The following is a 20046-nucleotide window of genomic DNA, read 5'->3' as shown; positions in this document are numbered from 1 at the left end:
TTAGATATCATCATCGTCATCTTCGTCATCAGAAGTAACCTTGAATTCCTGCAAAGCACTTGTTGCTTCACCTAAAACAGTTGTTACAAAATCTTGACCCTCAAGTACATCTTTCATCACTACTGCATTTACAGCCATTGGCAAGTTCATCCCGCCTAAAACAATGGCATCGTCCAGTTTGCCTAATTCTGCCAAAATATTGCAAGCCGTCGTTAAAGGACTGCCACCAACAATATCAGCCAAGACAACCACTGAATCCTCTTCTTTAAGGTCTGAAACAGCCTCTTTGAAGTCTTGCGCAAAATCATCTACTGATTTCCCATTTTCCAAACCAACAGCTATTACCTGATCAATCTTATCTTCGGCAAACATAGCTAAGGAGGTCTTCAGTCCCTGGGCAAAGCCTCCATGGCTTACGAGTAATAAGTACTTCATGAAAACACCCTGCTTTCTTTTAATTTCATACTTATTTTACTTTGTTTGAAAACGCTTTTAAAGTGTCATTTGTCATTTTTAGTTCCCTGACAATTGTCATTTAGCAGATGACAATTGTCACTATTCTAACTTTTCAAAAATGAAAATTTAAGCCGTAAATGAAGAGATTTTATACAAAATTTAAAATTTCCGACATCTGAAAGAGACTCTGACATACTGCCGACGTAAATATAAGTGTTTAACAGTAATTGACCGAAATCTTAGAAAACAACTTCTAAAAAGCACTTGGCCACTTAAAGAATTTTTCATTATTTGTTCATTGATTGTCAGAGCTGAAGTCTGATAAAATAACATTTCCTGAAAATCTCATGACATGTCGTTGTACTGTTGATTTTCTTTGAGTATCACACGATTGCTAAAACAAAAAAAGGAACAGCCTTGATTCTCTGAAAATTTCAGCTGTTCGTTTTTTGCTGGTGCAGTCTGATTACAAGCACCTTTATTATTTTACTTCAATTCATTTTCAACTTCTTTTTGGATATCCGACAAATCACTTTCGACAGTACCGTCTTCTAAAGACTTAGTAATAAGATAGCCCACCTTTTCATAAATGGTATTATAAGACTTAAATTTAGGCGTTGTTATTGCTTCTTTCATCATACTGTCAAGCGTATTTACGGTCAAAGCTCTGGCACCAAAACTATCATTTTGCAGGAGATTTTTGCTTTCCTTACTGTTCATCACTGATTTTAGGACAGATGCTCCTTGTGAATTCTCAAACAGCTGCTGCTGAGTTTTCTTATCAGCACATAAAAGTTTCAGGAATTCCCAGGCCAACTTAGATTGGGACGTCTTAGCAGACATGGCATATAAAGAAGTACTGGTCTTAGTTCTTGCTTTAGATGATTGCTGAGAAGGCATTCCTACACAGGTCCAGGAAAATGAAGAATACTTTGAAACATGATAAGGATAGGGTTTGTAGGTCCTATACTGAGCTAAGGTCATAGGGAAAAAAGCGACTTTCCCTTCGTCAAAGTCCTTAAGTGTTACATTATAATTGCCGTTTAGATCTTTTAATTTAGTGACCAGAGACAGCGCTGAACGAACCTTTTTCGTATTAAAATACGCCTCGGTTCCCATTTTATTAAACAATTGAATATCATATGCTGCCAAAGCTTCTTCCCAGCCATAGCCAAGGCTGCCATACTGATCAATAATCCCATCTCCATCAGTGTCCTTGGTAACCTTTTTACAAATGGTATAAAAATCCTTCACCGTCCAGTTTGAAGTTGGTAGATCAATCCCTTCTTTCTTTAATAAATCATTATTAATGCACATCATGACAGGATTGCTTTCAAAAGGAAGAGCAAATTGATTCTTACCAAAGTGACCGGAATTATAAGCCGAACGGTAAAATTGAGACGGTTTCAGTTCTTTTTTGATGTAACTGTCTAAATTTGCCAAAGCCCCTGTCGAAGCTAAAAGATTAAAATCATTTTCAGGAACCATAAATACATCTGGCTGTTTCCCCTCAACAATTTTTCCTGCCAACCAAGAAGAATAGTCTTCCTTCAAAACTCCACTTTCATAGCGAACGTCAACATTGGGATGCCTCTTTTCAAAACGTTTGATAGCCTCATCTAAAAATTGGTATTCCTTCCCGCTGGGAACATCCCAGCTGCTGCCAGCATAGACGCCCAGACGCAGAATCTTCTTTTGTCTTGACTGAAAGAAGAAAACACTCAGGACAGCTACTATAAGCACCAAAATGCTTATTAAAAGAAACTTATATTGACAAATCCATTTTTTAATCATTGTCGTCTCCAAAATGCCTAGTCGTAACACCTGTCTGCACTGCCCAAATAGCTAATTGCGTCCGGTCGCGTAGGTTTAACTTGGATAGAATGGTCGACAGGTAATTGCGGATAGTTCCTTCCGACAGAAACAGCTTGGCTGCAATTTCTTTATTAGAAAGACCAAAACCAATTTGCTGAATAATTTTCCACTCGGCCTTAGAAATATGTTCAACACTATCTTCCTGCACCTGAATAGCCGAATTAGACTGAGCCATCTGAGAAAATAATTTGACAACCTTTGTTGCTACATCCGGATTAATCATGGCATTACCCTTATTGACTGTCACAATAGCCTGATGCAGATCTTCCATTGATATTCCCTTTAAAATGTAGCCCGAGGCACCATACTGGAGGGCCTTGAAAATAAAATCATCATCGTCAAAAGTTGTCAGAATAATAATCTTGATATGAGGATAATTTTCCTTGACTTCCTTGGTGCATAAAACCCCATCCATCTTTGGCATGCGGATATCCATCAAAATGACATCAGGCTGGCTTTTTTTCAGGCTCTCTAAAACCTCAGTCCCGTCGTCAACAGCACCGATAACTTCAATATCCTTGTAAGATGACAAAACAATTTTCAATGATTCTCTAATAAGTTCCTGATCATCAGCAATAAGTACTTTAATCACTTTTCTTCTCCTTTTTTCTTGGGGATAATGACAGTGGTTTGAAAACCATCTTCACTTTCAAAGCTGGCGCGGCCGCCAATGATAGCCAGACGTTCTTGCATCTGCGTCAGTCCATAGCCCGGTTTTATCTCCTTACAGCCTAAACCATCATCCTTGATTTTAATGATATAGGAATCTGTATTGAGCATTTCAATCCAAACATGACGCGCATGGCCATGACGCAGAGAATTGGTAATAGTCTCTTGAATCACGCGGAAAATAATGTCTTCCTTGGTAATATCCAAATCAATATTATCCCATTTATAATCCAGACTGACCTGCAATTTAGACAGGTTTTCATAATCAGCAATCATCTTCAGGAGAGCTTCCTTCAAACTTCCTTTTTCAAGCGCTCCGGGTCTCATTTTTTCCAAGGACCTTCTGACATCCTGAATTCCCTCTCTGACAACATCTGAAACATTTTTCAACTGATCCTTGGCATGGCTGGGATTCAAATCCACTAGAACACTGACCGCATCAATTCCTGCTGAAATCCCTGTCAAAGCATGGCCTAAGGTGTCGTGAATTTCTCTGGCAATACGCTTACGCTCTTTGTCTTCAGCAATTTTTTCAGCCAGAGAAATATAATCATTTAATTCGGTATTAGCCCGCGCAGCCATACGCAGTTCCTCTTCGATCTTATGATTTTCAGCAATGGAGTACATAATGTAGGCTACCAACGAAACGATAAAGACAATGATGTTTAAAGAATAAAGAAAATTCTTAATAAAGAGAATGACCAGACGGCTAGTACTAGGAAAAAAACTAATGTAAACGTCCAAAGACGGCAGTTTCATGACTAGAGACAAAAGGTCAAAATTAGAGATCAGCAGCATGCCAAATCCCAGAAAAATAAAGAGCAGCCAATACTTTTGTTCCTTAACATTATAAAAATTAGCATAGCTGTAAAAAACATCAGCAAAAACTAAAAGAAAAAGACCATTATAGGAAAACTGCAGGGAAATAAAGGTAAAAACAATCAGCATGACTTCTGCAACAATCAGCCAGTCATTGATTTCTTCCTTTTTGTTTAGGATACTTTCACGGTAAAACATGACTATTAAAAATAAGGCAAAAAAGAACAGAGTCGAAAAAAAGATGCTTTCAGGAGCTGTCGGAACAACATCTAATTTATCCAAAAGAACATGGCTTAAATTTTTAGCTACAATATACTTACTGGCAAACAAATAAACAAAAGCATAATAAATAACTGCAAGCAGATTGATAAAAATCAAAGCTTGCCTAGCGTATTGACTGTATCTTAAGTATTTATAGCTATTCATTACTGCCACCCTACTAAATCAGCTTCTCCAATATTCTTTTTTGTCAGCAGCTGAACTGGTACAATGATTTCTTTAGGATAGGTTTTATTTTTAGAAAGTTTAAGTGTCGCTTTGATGACTTCCTGCCCCATGGTATAAGGAGACTGAGCGACAGTCGCTTGAATTTCCGGCGTCGTAGAAAGCAAATTTTTCATATCAGGAGACCCATCAATCCCGTAAACCTGTGTATTTGTCTTTTTTTCTCCCTTGATAGCAGCCAAGGCACCAATAGCAGCCCGATCATTAAGGGCCATTACTGTATCAAAGTCAAGATTGTTTTGGATCAATCGTTTAACCTTAGGCATAGCTATCTCAGTCTGTCCCAAACTGTCAAGCCGCGACACAATTCGATAAGATCCATGTCTTTTGATAGTATCTAGGAAACCTTGAATTCGACTATTCGCAGATAGAGCATCCCTGTGTTCTAGCAGCAAAATATCAGCGCTTCTTCTCGTTTTCATCATCTGCTCGGCACACAGAACCCCAGCCTTATAATTATCAGAAACGATTGTCGTATTAACAGCAGAACTATCCTTAAACTGACTATCAACTGCAATAACTTTAATCCCTTCTTTTTTAGCTTTTTTAAGACTGTTAATGAGCAGGCGGCTATTGCCATCTACTGGATTAATAATAATGACATCAACCTTTTTCCAGATAAAAAACCGCACTTGCTCAACCTGTTTTTTGATACTAAGAGCAGGATCCCGAGTATAGAGCTGATCGTGATGTTCATTCACACTTTTTTCAACCTCAGCATTCAAATATTTATAAAAATCATTGTTCATAGTCATATAAGTGGCACCGATTTTTATTTGCTGAGGGAAAGCAGGCTTTTCTTTGTAATAAAAAAACAGAATCGAAACTACCGCTGTAACCAATAGGCAAGCCAGAAGCCTGATGAGCTGCTTGTTCTTCATATTTTCCTCCCATCTCAAAAACTGCTCTTTAAAATGTCACCGGCCAGCAAAATACCATCCGGAGCTTAAAAGCAAAAAGCTATTTCATAATAATTGTTCTTAAAAAAGCATTTATACCATCTTATCTATTACTCTAGTTTAACACTTTCATTTATTCATGGCAAACACTGCCAAATACAATAAAAACAAGAGGCAATCAACAAAAAACAGCGTAATATTTTTAGCAATACGCTAGTTTTAAAAGCATAATCACCCATTGAAAATGATATCCCGACCGTTGAGGACAAAAGATTATTTTTTTAAAGAGGCAAGTCAACAATCTTATTTTTAATTAAAGCTCTAAATTTTTAACATTTTATGTTATACTTAGATGGGTAAGCGTTTTCTTTTTTGTTAAAAATAGGACGCACAAGGAGTTTTACTATTTATACAGACTAATACTCACTAGAAATCAAAATAAACTAGGCGACGAGCTGCAGCAACAACCTATCGTTTTGATTTTTGAAGAGTATAAGAGGTTAATCGGACAGCTCTTAATAAATCAAACAGTTACGTAATAAGTGCCTGATTTGAAAATAGCTAAACGGCAGTAAGTATACCTGCCAAATTCCATTCTCACTGAACTACTAGTAATATTTAGCGAGGAAGTTATTATGAAAAGATTTTTTAAATCCAAAATCGGATGTTTTATTTTGGTGATTCTAGGAGTATCACTGATGGCTGTACTATTTACCCTTGGCTATGCAATCTTCATAGATAAGCGGCAAAATAATACTTCAGATTATTATATAGCCTTAGTTAACAAACGTGTCCCTTATACAAAGGCAGAGATTAACTACATGATTGCTGTTCAAAGGTACCGAGATCCTCTCTTTTTCATCTTTAAAGAAAACAAATACCGAAAATACCTGAACTCCTCTACAGAGAATTTATCTGATGCTCAGAAACAGGATTATCTAGTTGACTGGGCTGATAAATATCAACAGACAAAACCACGAGAATTAAAAGCTAGGGAATCTTGGCTCCCCGGCACTAATATTGCTATCCCAATTCCAAAGCAATGGCAGCAAACCTATAAGGATAGACAGGCACCTCTTGATTTTGATGGTAAATACGGTCTTATCATCAATAGCAAGGATAATTCAGGAGCCTTTGTCTTTTTTGAAGCAGGTCCTGGTCGGGACTATAAAACTGCAGGGGATTATGCCGCTACAAAAGATGCTAAACGTTTCGCGAAAATAGACAAATCCAAATACGCTTTTGCTAATGAATTAAAGCGGCAAGAGAGAATACGCTTTAATAGAAACTTAGATAATGTAGCAAATGCTCTCAACCTAACGCATGGAATCATTGATTATGCACCTCTAAAGCTTCAAGGCCAAACTATCTATATCTACCAACAAAAAATGACCTATAGCGACGGTGATGTTATTGAGTCCATCTATCATTTTAAGGTAGGGCATAATATTGTAACTGCCAATATCTACTATCCGGCAAAAGATAAGGATAAATTCGAAAAGGCTATAGAACAGGCTATCGCTGACGCTCATACTTTCAATTTGGACTACATGAGACCAGACGAACCAAGCCACCATGGCATTACCAAACAAGAAGAAAAAGAAAAACAAGCTGACTGACCTAAGTCATCAAGCCAAAAACTTAAAATCAGAAAAGAAAAAATCACCGTTCTAAACTGTCAAAAAGCTTGAAAAAATAAGGTTTTGTGAGCTTTCTTGAAAAAGTCATTACCTGCCCAACTACTCATAAAAAGAGGAATAACCCTAAGCAAGTTGATTCCTCTTTTTTTATACTTATGTTTCATTTCGGCTAATTGACTGTTAAGTAATAGATTTGTCAAATCAGATAGGAGATTAATCCTCTTCAAAAATCAAAACTATAGGCTGTTACCTTCACTTTGCCCTACCCTACAGATTGCAGTTCGTCACCTAGTCTATTTTTGATTTTTAGTGACTATATAAAACAGCAATTAGAACTGAGGTTTTGCTGAGAAATTAAATTCTTCGAATTGTTGGTTTTCTGTCTCACTTTCTTTATTTGTTTCATTCCTCAGAAGTAAAACAGGTTCTCCATAAATAGTAATCGAATAACTAAGAAACCTAGGCTCGGTTTTAAACAAGCGGTTAACTATTCTAAAATATTGTTTAAGGTCAACCAACAAAAAATTTACCGCCTTTTACGGCTCTTTCTATCATAATTATTTTACATTGCTTCTTTTAAAATGGCAGCTCCTCCTCTTCAAGGACCAAGTCTGTCAAATCATTTTCAGCATTATTTTCACGGACAGCCCGCTGAGCACGACTCTCGAGCAACTGAAAAGAATGCCCTAAAACTTCAGTTACAAAATGAGTAACTCCTTCTTTTTCATATCTACGAGTGCGCAGTTCACCATCAAGCGACAGGAGACTTCCCTTACTGCTGTACGAAGCTAAGGTTTCAGCCAGCTTCCCCCAAAAAACAATCTGAATAAAATCTGCCTGCCGTTCGCCATCTGATCCCTTGAAGCGGCGATTAACAGCAAGAGTCACGCGCGTGACTGACTTATCGTTAGGTGTCTTGGACATCTCAGGTCTTGCCGTTAAACGTCCAATCAGGATAACTTTATTGTACATCATTTTCCCTCCTACTTTACTATTCGAAAAAATAGAAGAAAAATAAAGAATCAATTACAAAAAGTTTTATCTTCCACAATAAGGATGCAGACTTTTAATTTATCTATGTTTTTTGTACTACAATTTCCCATGAAGCTTGACCAACTTGTTCAAAGCGTGTAACCGGATAGTCATTCTCCGCAGCCCAATTGGGAATGCTTTCTGTTGCCTGAGTGCAATCAAACTTGATTAAAAGCTCATCACCCACAGCTAACTCTGCCATCTTATTTTTAGCGTCAATCAGTGGAAAAGGGCAGATCAATCCACCTGTTTCAAGTTCTACTAATGCCATTATTTTTCTCCTTTCTTGAGATTTGGTTTTACAAAACTAAAATAAGAAGCTGTCCAAACACCTAGAATGGTTAAAAGTAAGGCAATCCAGCCTTTACTTGACATGACAGCCGTTGCTGTCAGACCATTTCCTATTGTACAACCACCGGCCCAAGAAGCACCAACACCCATAAGAATACCACCGACAACACTTTTACCGACGGTAGGGAGGTTAGGCAAACGCCAGCGGAATTCTCCTGAACCCTTAGCAGCAATAAAGGAACCTAGAAAAATGCCTAAAACAAGAAAGACACCCCAGTTCAGCAAACTGCTGTCACCTGTCACAATATAAGTTATGAGATGGGCTGAAGGCGTCGTAATGCCAAGTCCCCCGACTCGACCAGTTATTTCACTGGCTGGCCAAGCAGCTAAGGCAATAAGTCCAATCACAAACCCCGCCCAATATTTAGGATAAGTTTTTTCAAACAAATAATGCCGAAGACCCTGATACTTCGGAGGTAGAGTTGCTGCTTTTTTGGCTGGTTTCCGTAAATCACGGACAATTAAGAAACTGGTAACTGCGCTCAGTACAAGCACAAAATACCAAACAGATATTCCTAGTTGCCCAGCAAAATCTTCATTAACAACTCCATAACTGGCAATTTTTTCATTCAAGGGCAAAAGCAAACCAGATTTCATACTAGCTGCACTTAACATATAAAAGAAAAGGGCTATCCAACTTCCAATCAAACCCTCACCTGCTCGGTACCAAGTTCCCGTCGCACAGCCGCCTGCCAAAACAATGCCAATTCCAAAAATATAGGATCCTAAAACCGCTCCCAGAATTGAATAATTCTCATAAGGATTGGATACAATTCCCAGCTGAATAAGACTGATAACACCAATGCTCTGAACGGTAATAGCAATCAAAAAGGCATAAAAGACTGTGTTATTTTTTGCAATATACATATCGCGAAAACCGCCCGTCAGACAAAAACGAGTCCGCTGCAAAACAAAACCAAAAACAGTCCCAACTAAGCCCCCGGAAATAAGCGTTACAAGCATGTCACACCTCCCTTAAGTTCGTTATTAATTATCCTATCACGGCTGTTAATTCTTGACCAATCTATATTTTTTATGGCTGTCTATAAAAAATAGTTATCGCCAGTTTAGCGGAGCTACAGCATGCAGTAGCTTTGCTAAATTCTTTTAAAAAATGCAAAAATAAAAAAACAGCATTCAAGCTGTCCAATGACTATTTGGATGCTCACTGCTGTTTCGTATAGTTTATCCTAAGCACGCCAGTGCTTATTGGCATCAAAAGTTTCTCCTACAGTTGCAGAGCCACTGAGCTCAATAATTCCTCGCTTTTGCGGAGCATTTGGCAGAGCCAGTTCACGTGGCGAACACATCATACCAAAGCTCTTTTCACCTCTGAGACTTCCTGGAAAAATCAGGCTGCCGTTTGGCATCATAGCGCCTGGTAAGGCAACAATTGTTTTTAAACCGACACCCGCATTGGGAGCTCCAGCAACAATCTGCAGGGTCTTGTCACTGGCAACTTTGACTTGGCAAATATTGAGATGGTCACTGTCTGGGTGAGGAATCATTTCAACAATTTCACCAACAACAAACTTAGGAGAAGAATCATTTTCCAAAGTTTCTTGAAAACCTTCCTTGACCAATTCAGTGTTCAAGACAGCAACTTGCTCATCTGTCAGGAAGACTTGCCCCTTGCCTTTAAGCTCAATCAATTCGGATACTTCAAAAATATTCCAAGCAACTGTTTCATTACTCTCTTGCAAAAAAACACGGGCAATTTTTCCATGGCGCTCAGAAGACAGTTTCCCACCCTTGCTATCTTTGACAATAACCATCAAAACATCACCGACATATTCCTTATTGTAAGTAAAAATCATCTCTATTCCTTTCAATTGTTTAATTGCTTACATAAATTCAGTATAAAAATCAGTATTTTAAAACTTAAAGCGTCTTCAGCTCAGCCAAAAAAGTATTGATTTGAGCTTTTGTTTTACGCTGTTTATTCACAAAACGCCCAATTTCCTTACCATTTTCCACTACGACAAAACTTGGAATACCAAAAATGTTCCAGCGCTGAGCGACTTCCATAAAGTTATCTCTGTCAACTCGAACAAAGGTAAATTCTGGATTTTCTGCTTCAATCTCTGGCATAACTGGATAAATGAACTGGCAATCAGGGCACCAATCTGCTGTGAAAAAGAAGACTGTCTTCTCCTTTTGTTCTGCATACACAGCTAATTCTTCATAAGACTGCGGAATAATCATCTTTTTTCCTCCGTATAGTCAATATGGCCTTCTTGATGAGTAAAATGATAGACAGTATTGTCTTTCATAACCACACCACCATAAAGATGCTTCTGATCCGATTCAAATTCATTGATATAGAGGACTTCAATTTCACCAAATTGATTAAAAAACTGCCGAATTTCTCTGGTAACCTTGTCTCGTCTTTGTTCTTCCAAACGCCGCTGAATAATTAGGCTGGTAAGAAGAGCTCCGCTTATCCCTGCAAGAGCAGCAGAGACCAATGTGACTTTTTTAATTTTCATAACCTTTATTTTATCATAAAACATGCTAAAATATAAAGTATAGAATTAAGCAAGAAACGTGAATCTGGATATATAGTTAATAACAGGTTTCCTTTTTAATAATACGAGGTAGAAATGACAAAATTAGATTTATTCAACAAAATTAAGACAGTCACTGAATTAGATGGTATCGCTGGATACGAAACAAATATCCGCGACTTTCTGAGAACAAAAATAACCCCATTAACTGATGAAGTTCAGACAGACGGACTAGGTGGAATTTTCGGCATCAAGCATAGCACAGCCAACAATGCACCTCGCGTCATGGTAGCTGCCCACATGGACGAAGTCGGCTTCATGGTTAGTGAGATTAAGGCTGATGGAACCCTTCGCGTGGTCGGAATTGGCGGTTGGAATCCACTTGTTGTCAGCTCACAGCGCTTCACCCTCTATACGCGTGACAACACAGCTATTCCAGTCATCTCTGGCTCTGTACCACCCCATTTCTTGCGCGGAAACAATGGCGGAGCTTCTTTGCCAAAAGTAGAAGACATCGTATTTGATGGTGGCTTTGCTAACAAGGAAGAAGCCGAAAGCTTTGGCGTACGTCCAGGAGATATCATTGTACCAAAATCAGAAGCTATCCTAACTGCCAATCAAAAAAATGTCATCTCTAAAGCTTGGGACAACCGTTACGGAGTTCTCATGATAACGGAACTCCTTGAAAAACTGAAAGATGAACAATTGGGCAACACCCTTATCGCAGGTGCCAACGTTCAAGAAGAAGTTGGTCTTCGCGGTGCCCACGTCTCAACGACTCAGTTTGATCCAGAAATTTTCTTTGCAGTTGATTGTTCGCCTGCTGGAGATGTCTATGGCAATCAAGGACAAATTGGTCAAGGTACACTGATTCGCTTCTATGATCCAGGACATCTCATGCTTAAAGATATGCGTGACTTCCTGCTTACTACCGCAGAAGAAGCTGGCATCAAATTCCAATACTATTGCGCTAAAGGCGGGACAGATGCTGGCGCAGCCCACCTCAAAAATGGCGGTATCCCTTCAACAACTATCGGTGTCTGTGCGCGTTATATTCACTCACATCAAACACTTTATGCCCTAGATGATTTTCTGCAGGCACAGAACTTCCTCCAAACAATCATCAAGAAACTTGACCGCTCAACTGTTGATCTTATCAAAAATTATTAGAAAGGATGAGAGGGGATAAATATTCTCTGATAATGCGTCTGACAAATCACAATTTGCTTCATTCAGCATTTTCAAATCTCTAGCTTATTATGACAATTGGATTTATTGGTGTTGGCAAAATGGCCAGTGCAATCATCGCCGGACTAAAAAAAACAGAATTTAAGATACTTATTTCAGACAGCAGTTTTGAAAAAAGTAAAAAAAAGGCTGAGACACTAGGAGTCAGCTTTGCAGCATCCCATCAGGAACTGATTGAAAAAGCTGACCTTGTTGTTTTAGGAATTAAACCGCAGGTTTTGCCTTCCGTTTTACAAGATTTAAATATTAACAAACCTATCCTTTCAATGGCTGCCGGAGTATCCTTAGATCGCTTAGCCGAGTTAAGCCGAACGGAGCTCCCTATTATCCGTATTATGCCAAATCTCAATGCACAACTGTTTCAGAGTTGTACTGCCATTTGCCGCAATGACAATGTTTCTGACCAACTCTTTGAAACAGCTAAGCAAATCACAGATACTTTTGGAACAACTTTTGAAATTGCTGAAAAGGATTTCGATACTTTCACCGCTCTAGCAGGTTCCAGCCCTGCTTATATTGCACTTTTTATTGAAGCACTGACCAAGGCCGGACTAAAACACGGTTTCTCTAAAGATCTAGCCTTCAATATTATTTGTCAGACCGTATTAGCCACCAGCCAAAATCTACTTTCAAACGGCAGCAGTCCCAACGATCTTATTGACAGGGTTTCAAGTCCTGGCGGTACAACCATTGCAGGACTTTTAGATTTAGAAAAAACGGGTTTTACTGCCAGTGTTGTCTCAGCTATTGATACCACCATCGAAAAAGCTAAAAACATGTAAAAATAGAAGAGCTATTGTTCCTAAAGAAAAACTTATCCATAATTTTTTCTTCAGGAGTACAACAATATGAAACCAAACCTCAGAGGAAGTATAAACAGCTCCTTTTATTCTGCAAAAAAGGCCTACAAAATCTCTTCTCACAAGATTTTGTAGGCCTTTACTAATCTTTCAAAATAAGTTACTAGGAACTCAGCTGCCCATCAGATGACTAATCAGTAAAGCTGCAAAGCCTAAAGCATTATTAAGGGCATGTGTCAAAATACTGTATTCCAAATGTTTAAATCTATAGCATATAACAGCTAAAACAGCTCCCATACCAACATACAAAACAAAACTGCCAATATCACTTGGCCCATGTAGTAAACCGAAAAGCAGAGCTCCAACAGCAAATCCCAAACCTTCAAATCGCTTAGAAAACAGTTTCGGGATGAGCCCTCTAAAGATAAGTTCCTCTGTCAAAGGAGCAATAATAACAATAGTCATAAACATAACTAAAAGAGAAGAATTCTCAAAAAGCTGATTAATCATTTCTTGATTATTTGTGCTTGTTTTTCCTTCTAAAGTTAAGATGATTCCCCCAACAAGTTTGATAATAAATAAAGCTATAAAACCTAACGAAACAACCGTAAAAGTTTTCCAACTCAGCCAATGTTTGACTCCAGAACTAATCAGCTCTTTTCGTCTGGCCAATAGATAAAAACCAATAACCACAATGATTTGCAGTATCATAATCAACAGCCATTGCCATGTATCAAGTTTTGGATTTTCCTTTTTCCAAATAATCATTAACAAATCAGGTGTTTGGCTTACAACAAACAAACCAATAATAGCGATAGCCGCTATTAATTTTTTTAAAATTCCTTTCATATTCCTCCTTTAATTAACAAGACCTCGGTTATTTTACAGTAAACTTTGGCCTATCTCCAAAGTGTTCAGAAGTTTCATGTGTTAATTCCAACAAGTCATTAGTGTTTCTCAGTAAACTATCACCTGCTAAAATAAGTGTTGAGCATATCTCACTTTTAGCTTATCCCACTGAATCTCACAACTTTTAGATATAGTTTCTCAATTTATGCTCTGCAATAAAAGCATTATAGCTTGCATTACATTTTTTAGCAAGCAAAACAGACTTTACAAAAATGAGTTCGGTCTGGTTATAATACCAAATATATTTTTAACTTAGCCGATTCTCAAAATAAACAAAAAAGTTGATAGGTTATTATCTATCAGCTTTTTCGGTCTTATCATAAAATGTGATAACTTATTTAACTTTTAGGCGCTCAACGTCACGCGCAATGACGAGTTCTTCATCCGTTGGAATAACCAGCACCTTAACTTTAGCATCATCTGATGATACAACGCCATACGCTGGGCGCGTCTCATTCTTCTCAGCAACAACATCTGCACCAATCCAAGCAAAATGTTTGATAATTTCATCTCGAATACGAGCATCATTTTCACCGATACCTGCTGTGAAGACAATGGCATCAACACCATTCATTACCGCTGCATAAGCACCAATATGCTTAACAATGCGATCAATAAACATTTCATAAGCCAAAGAGGCATCTTTATTGCCACTTTTCGTTGCTGTTTCAATTTCACGCATATCGTTGGATAATTCTGATATACCAAGCAAACCAGATTCATGATTGAAAATACGGCGAATATCTTCTGGCGTTTTGAAATCATCTGTATTATCCATTAAATAAGGAATAATCGCTGGATCAAGATCTCCTGTACGCGTTCCCATCATAACACCGCCTAGAGGAGTAAAGCCCATGGAAGTATCTACTGATTTTCCACCAGCAACTGCTGTAAGAGAAACACCATTTCCCATATGGGCAGTAATCAACTTAAGTTCTTCAATTGGTTTACCTAGAATCTTAGCTGCTTCGTGAGCAACATAATAATGGCTAGTACCGTGAGCACCGTATTTACGAACCTTATTTTCCGTAAAGTATTTATTTGGTAATGGGTAACGATAAGCAACTTCTGGCATGGTTGTATGGAAGGCAGTATCAAAAACAACAACACTGGTAATATCTGGAAGAATCTTCTTAAACGCCCGTATTCCTGCAGCATTGGCCTTATTATGCAAAGGCGCCAGAAGTGCTAATTCTTCAACTTTTTCAATAACCTCTTCACTATCCACCAAAACAGATTCATTAAAGTAGGTTCCGCCAGCAACTACACGATGACCCACACCTGTAATTTCATCATAAGATTTGATAATTCCTAAATGGATCAAATCATCTAAAAGAATTTTTACAGCAGCCGTATGGTCCTTAATAGCCAAAGTTTCAGAGACTTCTTGACCGTCGAATTTTACAGTTGAAATCGCATCATCTTTGCCAATACGCTCAATTAAACCTTTTGCCAGCACTTCTTCTTCAGGCATTTGATAGAGCTGCCATTTAAGACTTGAAGAACCTGCATTAATAGAAATTGTTTTCGACATAATATACCCCTTCATGAAATCGTTTACGATAATATAAGATTATTATAGCAAATTATCGTTTAAAAGACATTATCTTCCTGCCATTTTTTAAAATTTTTCATAAAATTTCTTAAAGTTTCAGGATTCTGCAAATCCGTTAATGGATAAACAAGAGTTTCAAAATTTTGTTCTGTTTGCTTTTTTAAAACAAAAATAGATTTCATATTGCTTTTATGGCTAAAGACTGTTTCTGGTAAAGAGATAACTGATAAAATAGCAGCATTCCTTTGCAGCCAAGCCTTTAACAAAGAACTCTGTTGGCTGGTCAATAAATCAATGGGTGCTAAAAAAATAGCTAAACCATTTTTCTTTAAATACTTAAGCGACTGCTCCATTAACAGATGATGGGCATAGGTATGACCTTCTGCTGCTGCAACTTCATAGCGCTTAGCAACTTCATCATTAGGATAAAAACCAATAGGCAAATCACTGATAATAACATCACTTTCTTTTAGAATCCGCGGACGCACTGCATCTTCCTGAATAAAATGAACAGGAGAATCTAATACATCTGCAATACTGGCTGACAAATCAATCAGAAGATCATCAAGCTCAATTCCCATATAATCAATCTGTTTAGAAGTATTATTAACAATGGTTTCTGCTAAATTTCCTGTTCCCGAACCAATCTCAAGAATATCTAATTGATCTTTGTCAGTTAATTCTTCCAACAAATAGAGCAATATAAAACCAATACTGTCTGGAGTAAACTGATGGTTTGCCTGCAGCTGGTGCTCTTTAGCAGCCTTAATAAACAAAAACTGAAAACTTCTACGCCACTCCTCTTTACTAAGATTTAGCTGCTGTAACTTATCATTATTGCGATTGACTTTATCATCAGCTCCTTCAGCTCCCAAATAATAAGCATTTTGCTCAATTAAAGCATCATAAAGATTTGTCTGAAGCTTAGTTTCCAGCCACTGACAGTTTTCCAGCAGTAAATTATATGCTATTTCTATTTTTTCAAAGTCCATGATTTCCTCCAGCACCTATCATATCAAAAATAGATTAAACTGGCAAAATCAATTATGCGTTCGAAAACTTCTATCTTTCTTTGATTCTTCAGGGGTTGTTTTCTCTTTTTTAGAATTTCTTTCAGCTATTTTATCCTTTGTCTTATCGCCCTCTTCTTTAAAGTGATAATGGTAAAACTGACCGCTTTTTAAATGTACCTCGATTAGAAGCTGCTGATTTTCCTTCTGATAAGTTGAACTGCCGTAATTAAAGGTAAACTGACCGCTATTACCTTTGGCTAAATCTTGAGTTAATTCCGCCATAAGATATGCCTGACTGGCTGCTAATTGGAATTGATTCTGTCTTTGCGTTGCAATAACACGGCTAAGATAAAATTGCAGTAAAAGACTAAAAATCGCTGCCATAAGCAGAGCATATAAAAGGACACCTGCCTTAACTTTTTTCATCAAATGCATAAACAAAAGCTTTCTCCAATCCATTGTCAAAAGTAATATTTAGTTTCACAATCTGTCCTGATTTACTGAAATAAGCCGATTTTATTCCTGTCAGCATGGGTTGAAAACCGCGTCCATCAGCATTCGTTTTTCGAAAATCTGTTGCTTTTGATTTGCCAAAAGCTAAATTTTGACCATCTTTGCTGATATAAAGTTTATAATCATCTAATTTTTGGAGATTTGTCCCCTCAAGCTCCGAGCGAAATTGCTGACAAAAAAGCAGCCACTTGTCTTCTTGGTTTTCTGAAAGATACCGAACATTGCTGCTGATTATTTTTGTTAGTCCATTATAAACAGAGACACTACCAGCAATAACAAGCAAGGCAACCAGACACTCCAGAAGTGTAAAGGCTTTTAATTTATTCTTTAACAAGACTTATAACCTCCTCATGCTCATGGTAAACAGCTATTGTATCCTTACCTCTAATCACTTTTACACTAATACCATTAAGACTTAGACTGTCTTGTTTAGTTTGAACAGCCATTACTGCTACATTCAGTATCTCCTGCCTTCTTAAATTTTTAGACACTCTTTTTTGATCCTCATTAATTTGATGAAGAATTAAAGATGTAATGGTCACCAGAATCCCAAGGGCGATTAGACTTTCAAGGAGAATGTAGGCGTTCATTTTCTGTTTTTTTATATTGACCACTCCCTATATATAATTGATATTCCACAGTCTTTTTTGGAGTTTGAAAATTAAGTTTAGCTAATGATGAATTTCCGCCTGTTTGGTCAAAATGCAATGTCATGTCTTTTCCTAATTTAATATTCTCAGGAAGATCAAGCGTCTCAATACCATTAGAAATCTTTTCATTATCTAAAGTTAGAGTCATTTCCTGTTTAGATAGAGCACTGAGCTTCTGTGTGTCACGATAAAGATGCTCAAACGACAGAAAAAATAGTTGCTCTTCTACACTGGCAAAGGTCTGCTTAACTCCTCCAGACAGACCTAGAAGCAGAAAGGCTGTAATAGCCAGAACCACTAGACTCTCCAAAAGTGTAAAGCCCTTAATTCGCCACATGACGTTCTTTTTCAGGATGTTTTGCATAATAAGCCTTATAAGAATTTGCTTGTTCTTGAGTAATATTGCCGCTGGCGACTAACTTTGAAAGAGTTGCAGAACCGCTCTGATCCAATTCATAAAGTTCAGCTTGACTTTCAACAACTTTAACAACAGCCGAATTGCCAGTATCCTTTACTTTATCTTTTTGTTTTGTTAAATTTGGTACAAATAAGAGCAATAAAACACTGATAATCAGCAGCACGACCAGCATTTCAATCAAAGTGAAACCTTTAACCTTAACTTTTTTTAAATTAAACTTTTTCATCATAAATTGACCTCCATATTTTGATATATTGGCAGCAGCATAGCTGCATAGATCATAACAATAACCACTGCTACCAAAATAAAGACAAGCGGCTGAATAAGCTGCATTGCTTTTCTAAGTTTGGAAAAGAAATGCTCCCAGCTCTCCTCAGCATAAATCTCAAGTTCACTGCCTAGTTTTGACTTCACTTCCCCATATTCAATCATTAAACTGAGCTCCTTTAAAAAGAAAGGATATTCTAAAACTTTCTGATGAAATTCCTGACCGGATATTAGAGCTTTTTCCATATCATAGCCAATTTCTCTGAAAAGCCGTGATTTTTGAACTTGCATTAATTTGACAATCTGAGCCATCTCCACCCCCTGTCCTATAAGATTACCCCATTCCCGTGCATAATAAGCTGTCAGATATAGCTGAAAATACTTGCCGATAAGCGGTATTTTGCTGCAAATAGTCAACAGACGAATCCGACTCATCCTTTTAGCAAAAAGATAAAGTACTAGAGACACAAAGATGAGAAAAATACAACCTAGGAGGAAAATAGTTGGAAAATTAGAAATCAGCTCTGTTGCAAAATTTCCGTTTTCAAGCTGAGGAAGCAAATAATTTTTTAAACCTAGCATGATTAAAATAAGAAAAATAACTAGGATAAAAGGGTAGGTAGCTACTTCAATCAGTTTCTTCTTAACAGCTAGAAGATTACTTAAATACGCTTCAATTTTTAGGAGACTTTTCTGAGTATTCCCATGAATATCAGAAAGTGCCAGCTGGGTAACAACATCATCTGAAAAGCCTAAAGCCCCCATCATCTCTGCCAAATTCTGACCATCTAAGAGTTTCTGGCGCATTTTATCCGTATACACTTTTGCTAATAAACGACTACGTTCTAAAAAGGTTACGATTTCCGTCAGATTAAAGCCACTGGCAAAAAGATTATTAAACAGCTGAATGACTTTTCTTTGCTTATCAGTCGTTAATTTTTTCTGCTTGGGCTTCTTCCTTAGTGATATATCCTTCTGCAAAAAGGCTATAAATCTGCTGATTCCATTTCTGTGCTGAGTGCTCTTGGTAGTTCCTTTGGGCAAAATCAATAACTCCTCCTCCCTTAATTAAACGTTGATAAGCAATTCCCCTCAAAGCATTTTTCAGCTCTTCCCGACTGACTCCAAGTTCCAGCAGTCTGGCATAAACTCCGGGAATACTTTTAGCATGAATAGTGGAAAAAACAATCGCCCCTGTCAGACTTGCTCTAATCACTGCTCTCGCAGTTTCTTTATCTCTGATTTCTCCAATAATCAGAATATCTGGTCGATGCCGAAGAGACAGCTTAATTAAATTATCGTAGGTCATCTCAATACTTTCATTTAATTGCAGCTGCAGCATGTCATCTTGTTTAATTTCCACAGGATCTTCAATAGTAATAACTTGGCAGTTGCTGAATTTTTCTTTGACCAATTGGTACATGAGTGTCGTTTTTCCACTGCCAACTGGTCCTGAAAAAAGATAGAGTCCTCTGCCTTTGATTTCTTTTAAAATGAGATTCATGCCATCAAACCAGAATTTCAAATCATGGCGTCCATCAAATAAGAGACGAATGACCAAACTCTCATAATTGCGGTAATCGCCAACACTGGAGAGGCGCAAAGAAATCTTTTTATCTTTCTCATAATAATAATCGCAGGCTCCCAGCTGACTTCGCCTTTTTTCGCCAACATTCATTCCCGCAACAAATTTGAAATGGCTGATAAGATTAGCCATAAGCTGATAATTATAAGTATCAATAAACCGTCTTTCCTCTCCAATTCTCATATAAAGCTCATAAGAATCTTTTTTAGGAATAATGTAAATATCCTGAGCCCTACTTTGAACAGCTTCTGCAATGATTTTCTTTCCTAATTCCTGAACCATAACTCCTCCTGCCTTATTTATTCGCAAAAGAAAAAAGTTTTGGATAATTATTTA

At 37.5% G+C, this 20046-nt stretch carries 24 protein-coding genes; 3 read left to right on the top strand and 21 right to left on the bottom strand.

The window, feature by feature from the left end; all coding sequences use genetic code 11:
- From SCSH_RS07360 to SCSH_RS07340, 5 genes are all read right to left on the bottom strand, one after another.
- Entirely contained in the window at positions 1-435 is a 435-nt protein-coding gene (locus SCSH_RS07360) for a PTS sugar transporter subunit IIA (protein ID WP_057491240.1), read from the bottom strand.
- 507 nt (positions 436-942) lie between these two features.
- Positions 943-2250 (bottom strand): ABC transporter substrate-binding protein, encoded by a 1308-nt coding sequence (locus SCSH_RS07355; protein ID WP_057491239.1) that lies wholly within the window; start codon positions 2248-2250, stop codon positions 943-945.
- Complete coding sequence (locus SCSH_RS07350; RefSeq protein WP_057491238.1) at positions 2243-2923, bottom strand: response regulator transcription factor; 681 nt, start codon at positions 2921-2923, stop codon at positions 2243-2245. Before SCSH_RS07350 ends, SCSH_RS07355 begins: the two co-directional genes overlap by 8 nt.
- On the bottom strand, positions 2920-4245 hold the full coding sequence (locus SCSH_RS07345; RefSeq protein ID WP_057491237.1) for a sensor histidine kinase: 1326 nt from the start codon (positions 4243-4245) through the stop codon (positions 2920-2922). The genes SCSH_RS07350 and SCSH_RS07345 overlap by 4 nt, the downstream gene beginning before the upstream one ends.
- Positions 4245-5204: a sugar ABC transporter substrate-binding protein gene (locus SCSH_RS07340; protein ID WP_057491236.1), complete on the bottom strand. Its 960-nt coding sequence runs from the start codon at positions 5202-5204 to the stop codon at positions 4245-4247. The genes SCSH_RS07345 and SCSH_RS07340 overlap by 1 nt, the downstream gene beginning before the upstream one ends.
- Before the next feature lie 716 nt (positions 5205-5920).
- Between SCSH_RS07340 and SCSH_RS07335 the strand changes: the two genes are divergently transcribed.
- Entirely contained in the window at positions 5921-6841 is a 921-nt protein-coding gene (locus SCSH_RS07335) for a hypothetical protein (protein WP_057491235.1), read from the top strand.
- 597 nt (positions 6842-7438) lie between these two features.
- Here SCSH_RS07335 and SCSH_RS07325 read toward each other — a convergent pair.
- The 6 genes from SCSH_RS07325 to SCSH_RS07300 form a co-directional block, all read right to left on the bottom strand.
- A complete protein-coding gene (locus SCSH_RS07325) occupies positions 7439-7834 on the bottom strand; it encodes a single-stranded DNA-binding protein (protein ID WP_057491233.1) in 396 nt (131 codons plus the stop codon).
- A gap of 103 nt (positions 7835-7937) precedes the next feature.
- Positions 7938-8165 (bottom strand): sulfurtransferase TusA family protein, encoded by a 228-nt coding sequence (locus SCSH_RS07320; protein ID WP_057491232.1) that lies wholly within the window; start codon positions 8163-8165, stop codon positions 7938-7940.
- On the bottom strand, positions 8165-9208 hold the full coding sequence (locus SCSH_RS07315) for a YeeE/YedE family protein (RefSeq protein ID WP_057491231.1): 1044 nt from the start codon (positions 9206-9208) through the stop codon (positions 8165-8167). Before SCSH_RS07315 ends, SCSH_RS07320 begins: the two co-directional genes overlap by 1 nt.
- Before the next feature lie 227 nt (positions 9209-9435).
- Positions 9436-10062, bottom strand: coding sequence for a YtpR family tRNA-binding protein (gene ytpR, locus SCSH_RS07310; protein ID WP_057491230.1), 627 nt, complete (start codon positions 10060-10062; stop codon positions 9436-9438).
- Between the two features lie 64 nt (positions 10063-10126).
- Positions 10127-10450, bottom strand: coding sequence for a thioredoxin family protein (locus SCSH_RS07305; RefSeq protein WP_057491229.1), 324 nt, complete (start codon positions 10448-10450; stop codon positions 10127-10129).
- On the bottom strand, positions 10447-10734 hold the full coding sequence (locus SCSH_RS07300; protein ID WP_057491228.1) for a DUF4651 domain-containing protein: 288 nt from the start codon (positions 10732-10734) through the stop codon (positions 10447-10449). Before SCSH_RS07300 ends, SCSH_RS07305 begins: the two co-directional genes overlap by 4 nt.
- A gap of 114 nt (positions 10735-10848) precedes the next feature.
- On the opposite strand from SCSH_RS07300, the gene pepA reads away from it, so the two are divergent.
- Together pepA and proC are read left to right on the top strand one after the other, a co-directional pair.
- On the top strand, positions 10849-11922 hold the full coding sequence (gene pepA / locus SCSH_RS07295) for a glutamyl aminopeptidase (protein ID WP_057491227.1): 1074 nt from the start codon (positions 10849-10851) through the stop codon (positions 11920-11922).
- A gap of 89 nt (positions 11923-12011) precedes the next feature.
- Positions 12012-12782, top strand: a complete 771-nt coding sequence (proC, locus tag SCSH_RS07290; protein WP_057491226.1) for a pyrroline-5-carboxylate reductase — start codon at positions 12012-12014, stop codon at positions 12780-12782.
- Between the two features lie 189 nt (positions 12783-12971).
- On the opposite strand, the gene SCSH_RS07285 is transcribed toward proC, so the two are convergent.
- The 10 genes from SCSH_RS07285 to comGA all read right to left on the bottom strand — a co-directional run bounded on the left by SCSH_RS07285 (position 12972) and on the right by comGA (position 19992).
- Complete coding sequence (locus SCSH_RS07285; protein WP_057491225.1) at positions 12972-13649, bottom strand: CPBP family intramembrane glutamic endopeptidase; 678 nt, start codon at positions 13647-13649, stop codon at positions 12972-12974.
- Positions 13650-14043: 394 nt separating this feature from the next.
- On the bottom strand, positions 14044-15243 hold the full coding sequence (locus SCSH_RS07280) for an acetate kinase (protein ID WP_057491224.1): 1200 nt from the start codon (positions 15241-15243) through the stop codon (positions 14044-14046).
- A gap of 59 nt (positions 15244-15302) precedes the next feature.
- Positions 15303-16256, bottom strand: coding sequence for a class I SAM-dependent methyltransferase (locus SCSH_RS07275; RefSeq protein ID WP_057491223.1), 954 nt, complete (start codon positions 16254-16256; stop codon positions 15303-15305).
- Between the two features lie 48 nt (positions 16257-16304).
- Positions 16305-16712, bottom strand: a complete 408-nt coding sequence (comGG, locus tag SCSH_RS07270; RefSeq protein WP_057491222.1) for a competence type IV pilus minor pilin ComGG — start codon at positions 16710-16712, stop codon at positions 16305-16307.
- On the bottom strand, positions 16690-17124 hold the full coding sequence (comGF, locus tag SCSH_RS07265) for a competence type IV pilus minor pilin ComGF (protein WP_057491221.1): 435 nt from the start codon (positions 17122-17124) through the stop codon (positions 16690-16692). Before comGF ends, comGG begins: the two co-directional genes overlap by 23 nt.
- Positions 17111-17404 carry a competence type IV pilus minor pilin ComGE gene (gene comGE, locus SCSH_RS07260; protein WP_057491220.1) on the bottom strand — a complete coding sequence of 98 codons (294 nt, stop codon included), beginning with the start codon at positions 17402-17404 and terminating at the stop codon, positions 17111-17113. The genes comGF and comGE overlap by 14 nt, the downstream gene beginning before the upstream one ends.
- Positions 17358-17777: a competence type IV pilus minor pilin ComGD gene (comGD, locus tag SCSH_RS07255; protein WP_057491219.1), complete on the bottom strand. Its 420-nt coding sequence runs from the start codon at positions 17775-17777 to the stop codon at positions 17358-17360. Before comGD ends, comGE begins: the two co-directional genes overlap by 47 nt.
- Complete coding sequence (gene comGC, locus SCSH_RS07250) at positions 17764-18084, bottom strand: competence type IV pilus major pilin ComGC (RefSeq protein WP_057491258.1); 321 nt, start codon at positions 18082-18084, stop codon at positions 17764-17766. The genes comGD and comGC overlap by 14 nt, the downstream gene beginning before the upstream one ends.
- Positions 18084-19169 carry a competence type IV pilus assembly protein ComGB gene (comGB, locus tag SCSH_RS07245; RefSeq protein ID WP_370695911.1) on the bottom strand — a complete coding sequence of 362 codons (1086 nt, stop codon included), beginning with the start codon at positions 19167-19169 and terminating at the stop codon, positions 18084-18086. The genes comGC and comGB overlap by 1 nt, the downstream gene beginning before the upstream one ends.
- Positions 19051-19992 (bottom strand): competence type IV pilus ATPase ComGA, encoded by a 942-nt coding sequence (gene comGA, locus SCSH_RS07240; protein WP_057491218.1) that lies wholly within the window; start codon positions 19990-19992, stop codon positions 19051-19053. The genes comGB and comGA overlap by 119 nt, the downstream gene beginning before the upstream one ends.
- Positions 19993-20046 lie beyond the last annotated feature (54 nt).

Origin of the sequence: Streptococcus orisasini (genome assembly GCF_001431045.1) — a bacterium.
GTDB lineage: Bacteria > Bacillota > Bacilli > Lactobacillales > Streptococcaceae > Streptococcus > Streptococcus orisasini.
This window is presented reverse-complemented; position numbering and strand designations above follow the sequence as displayed.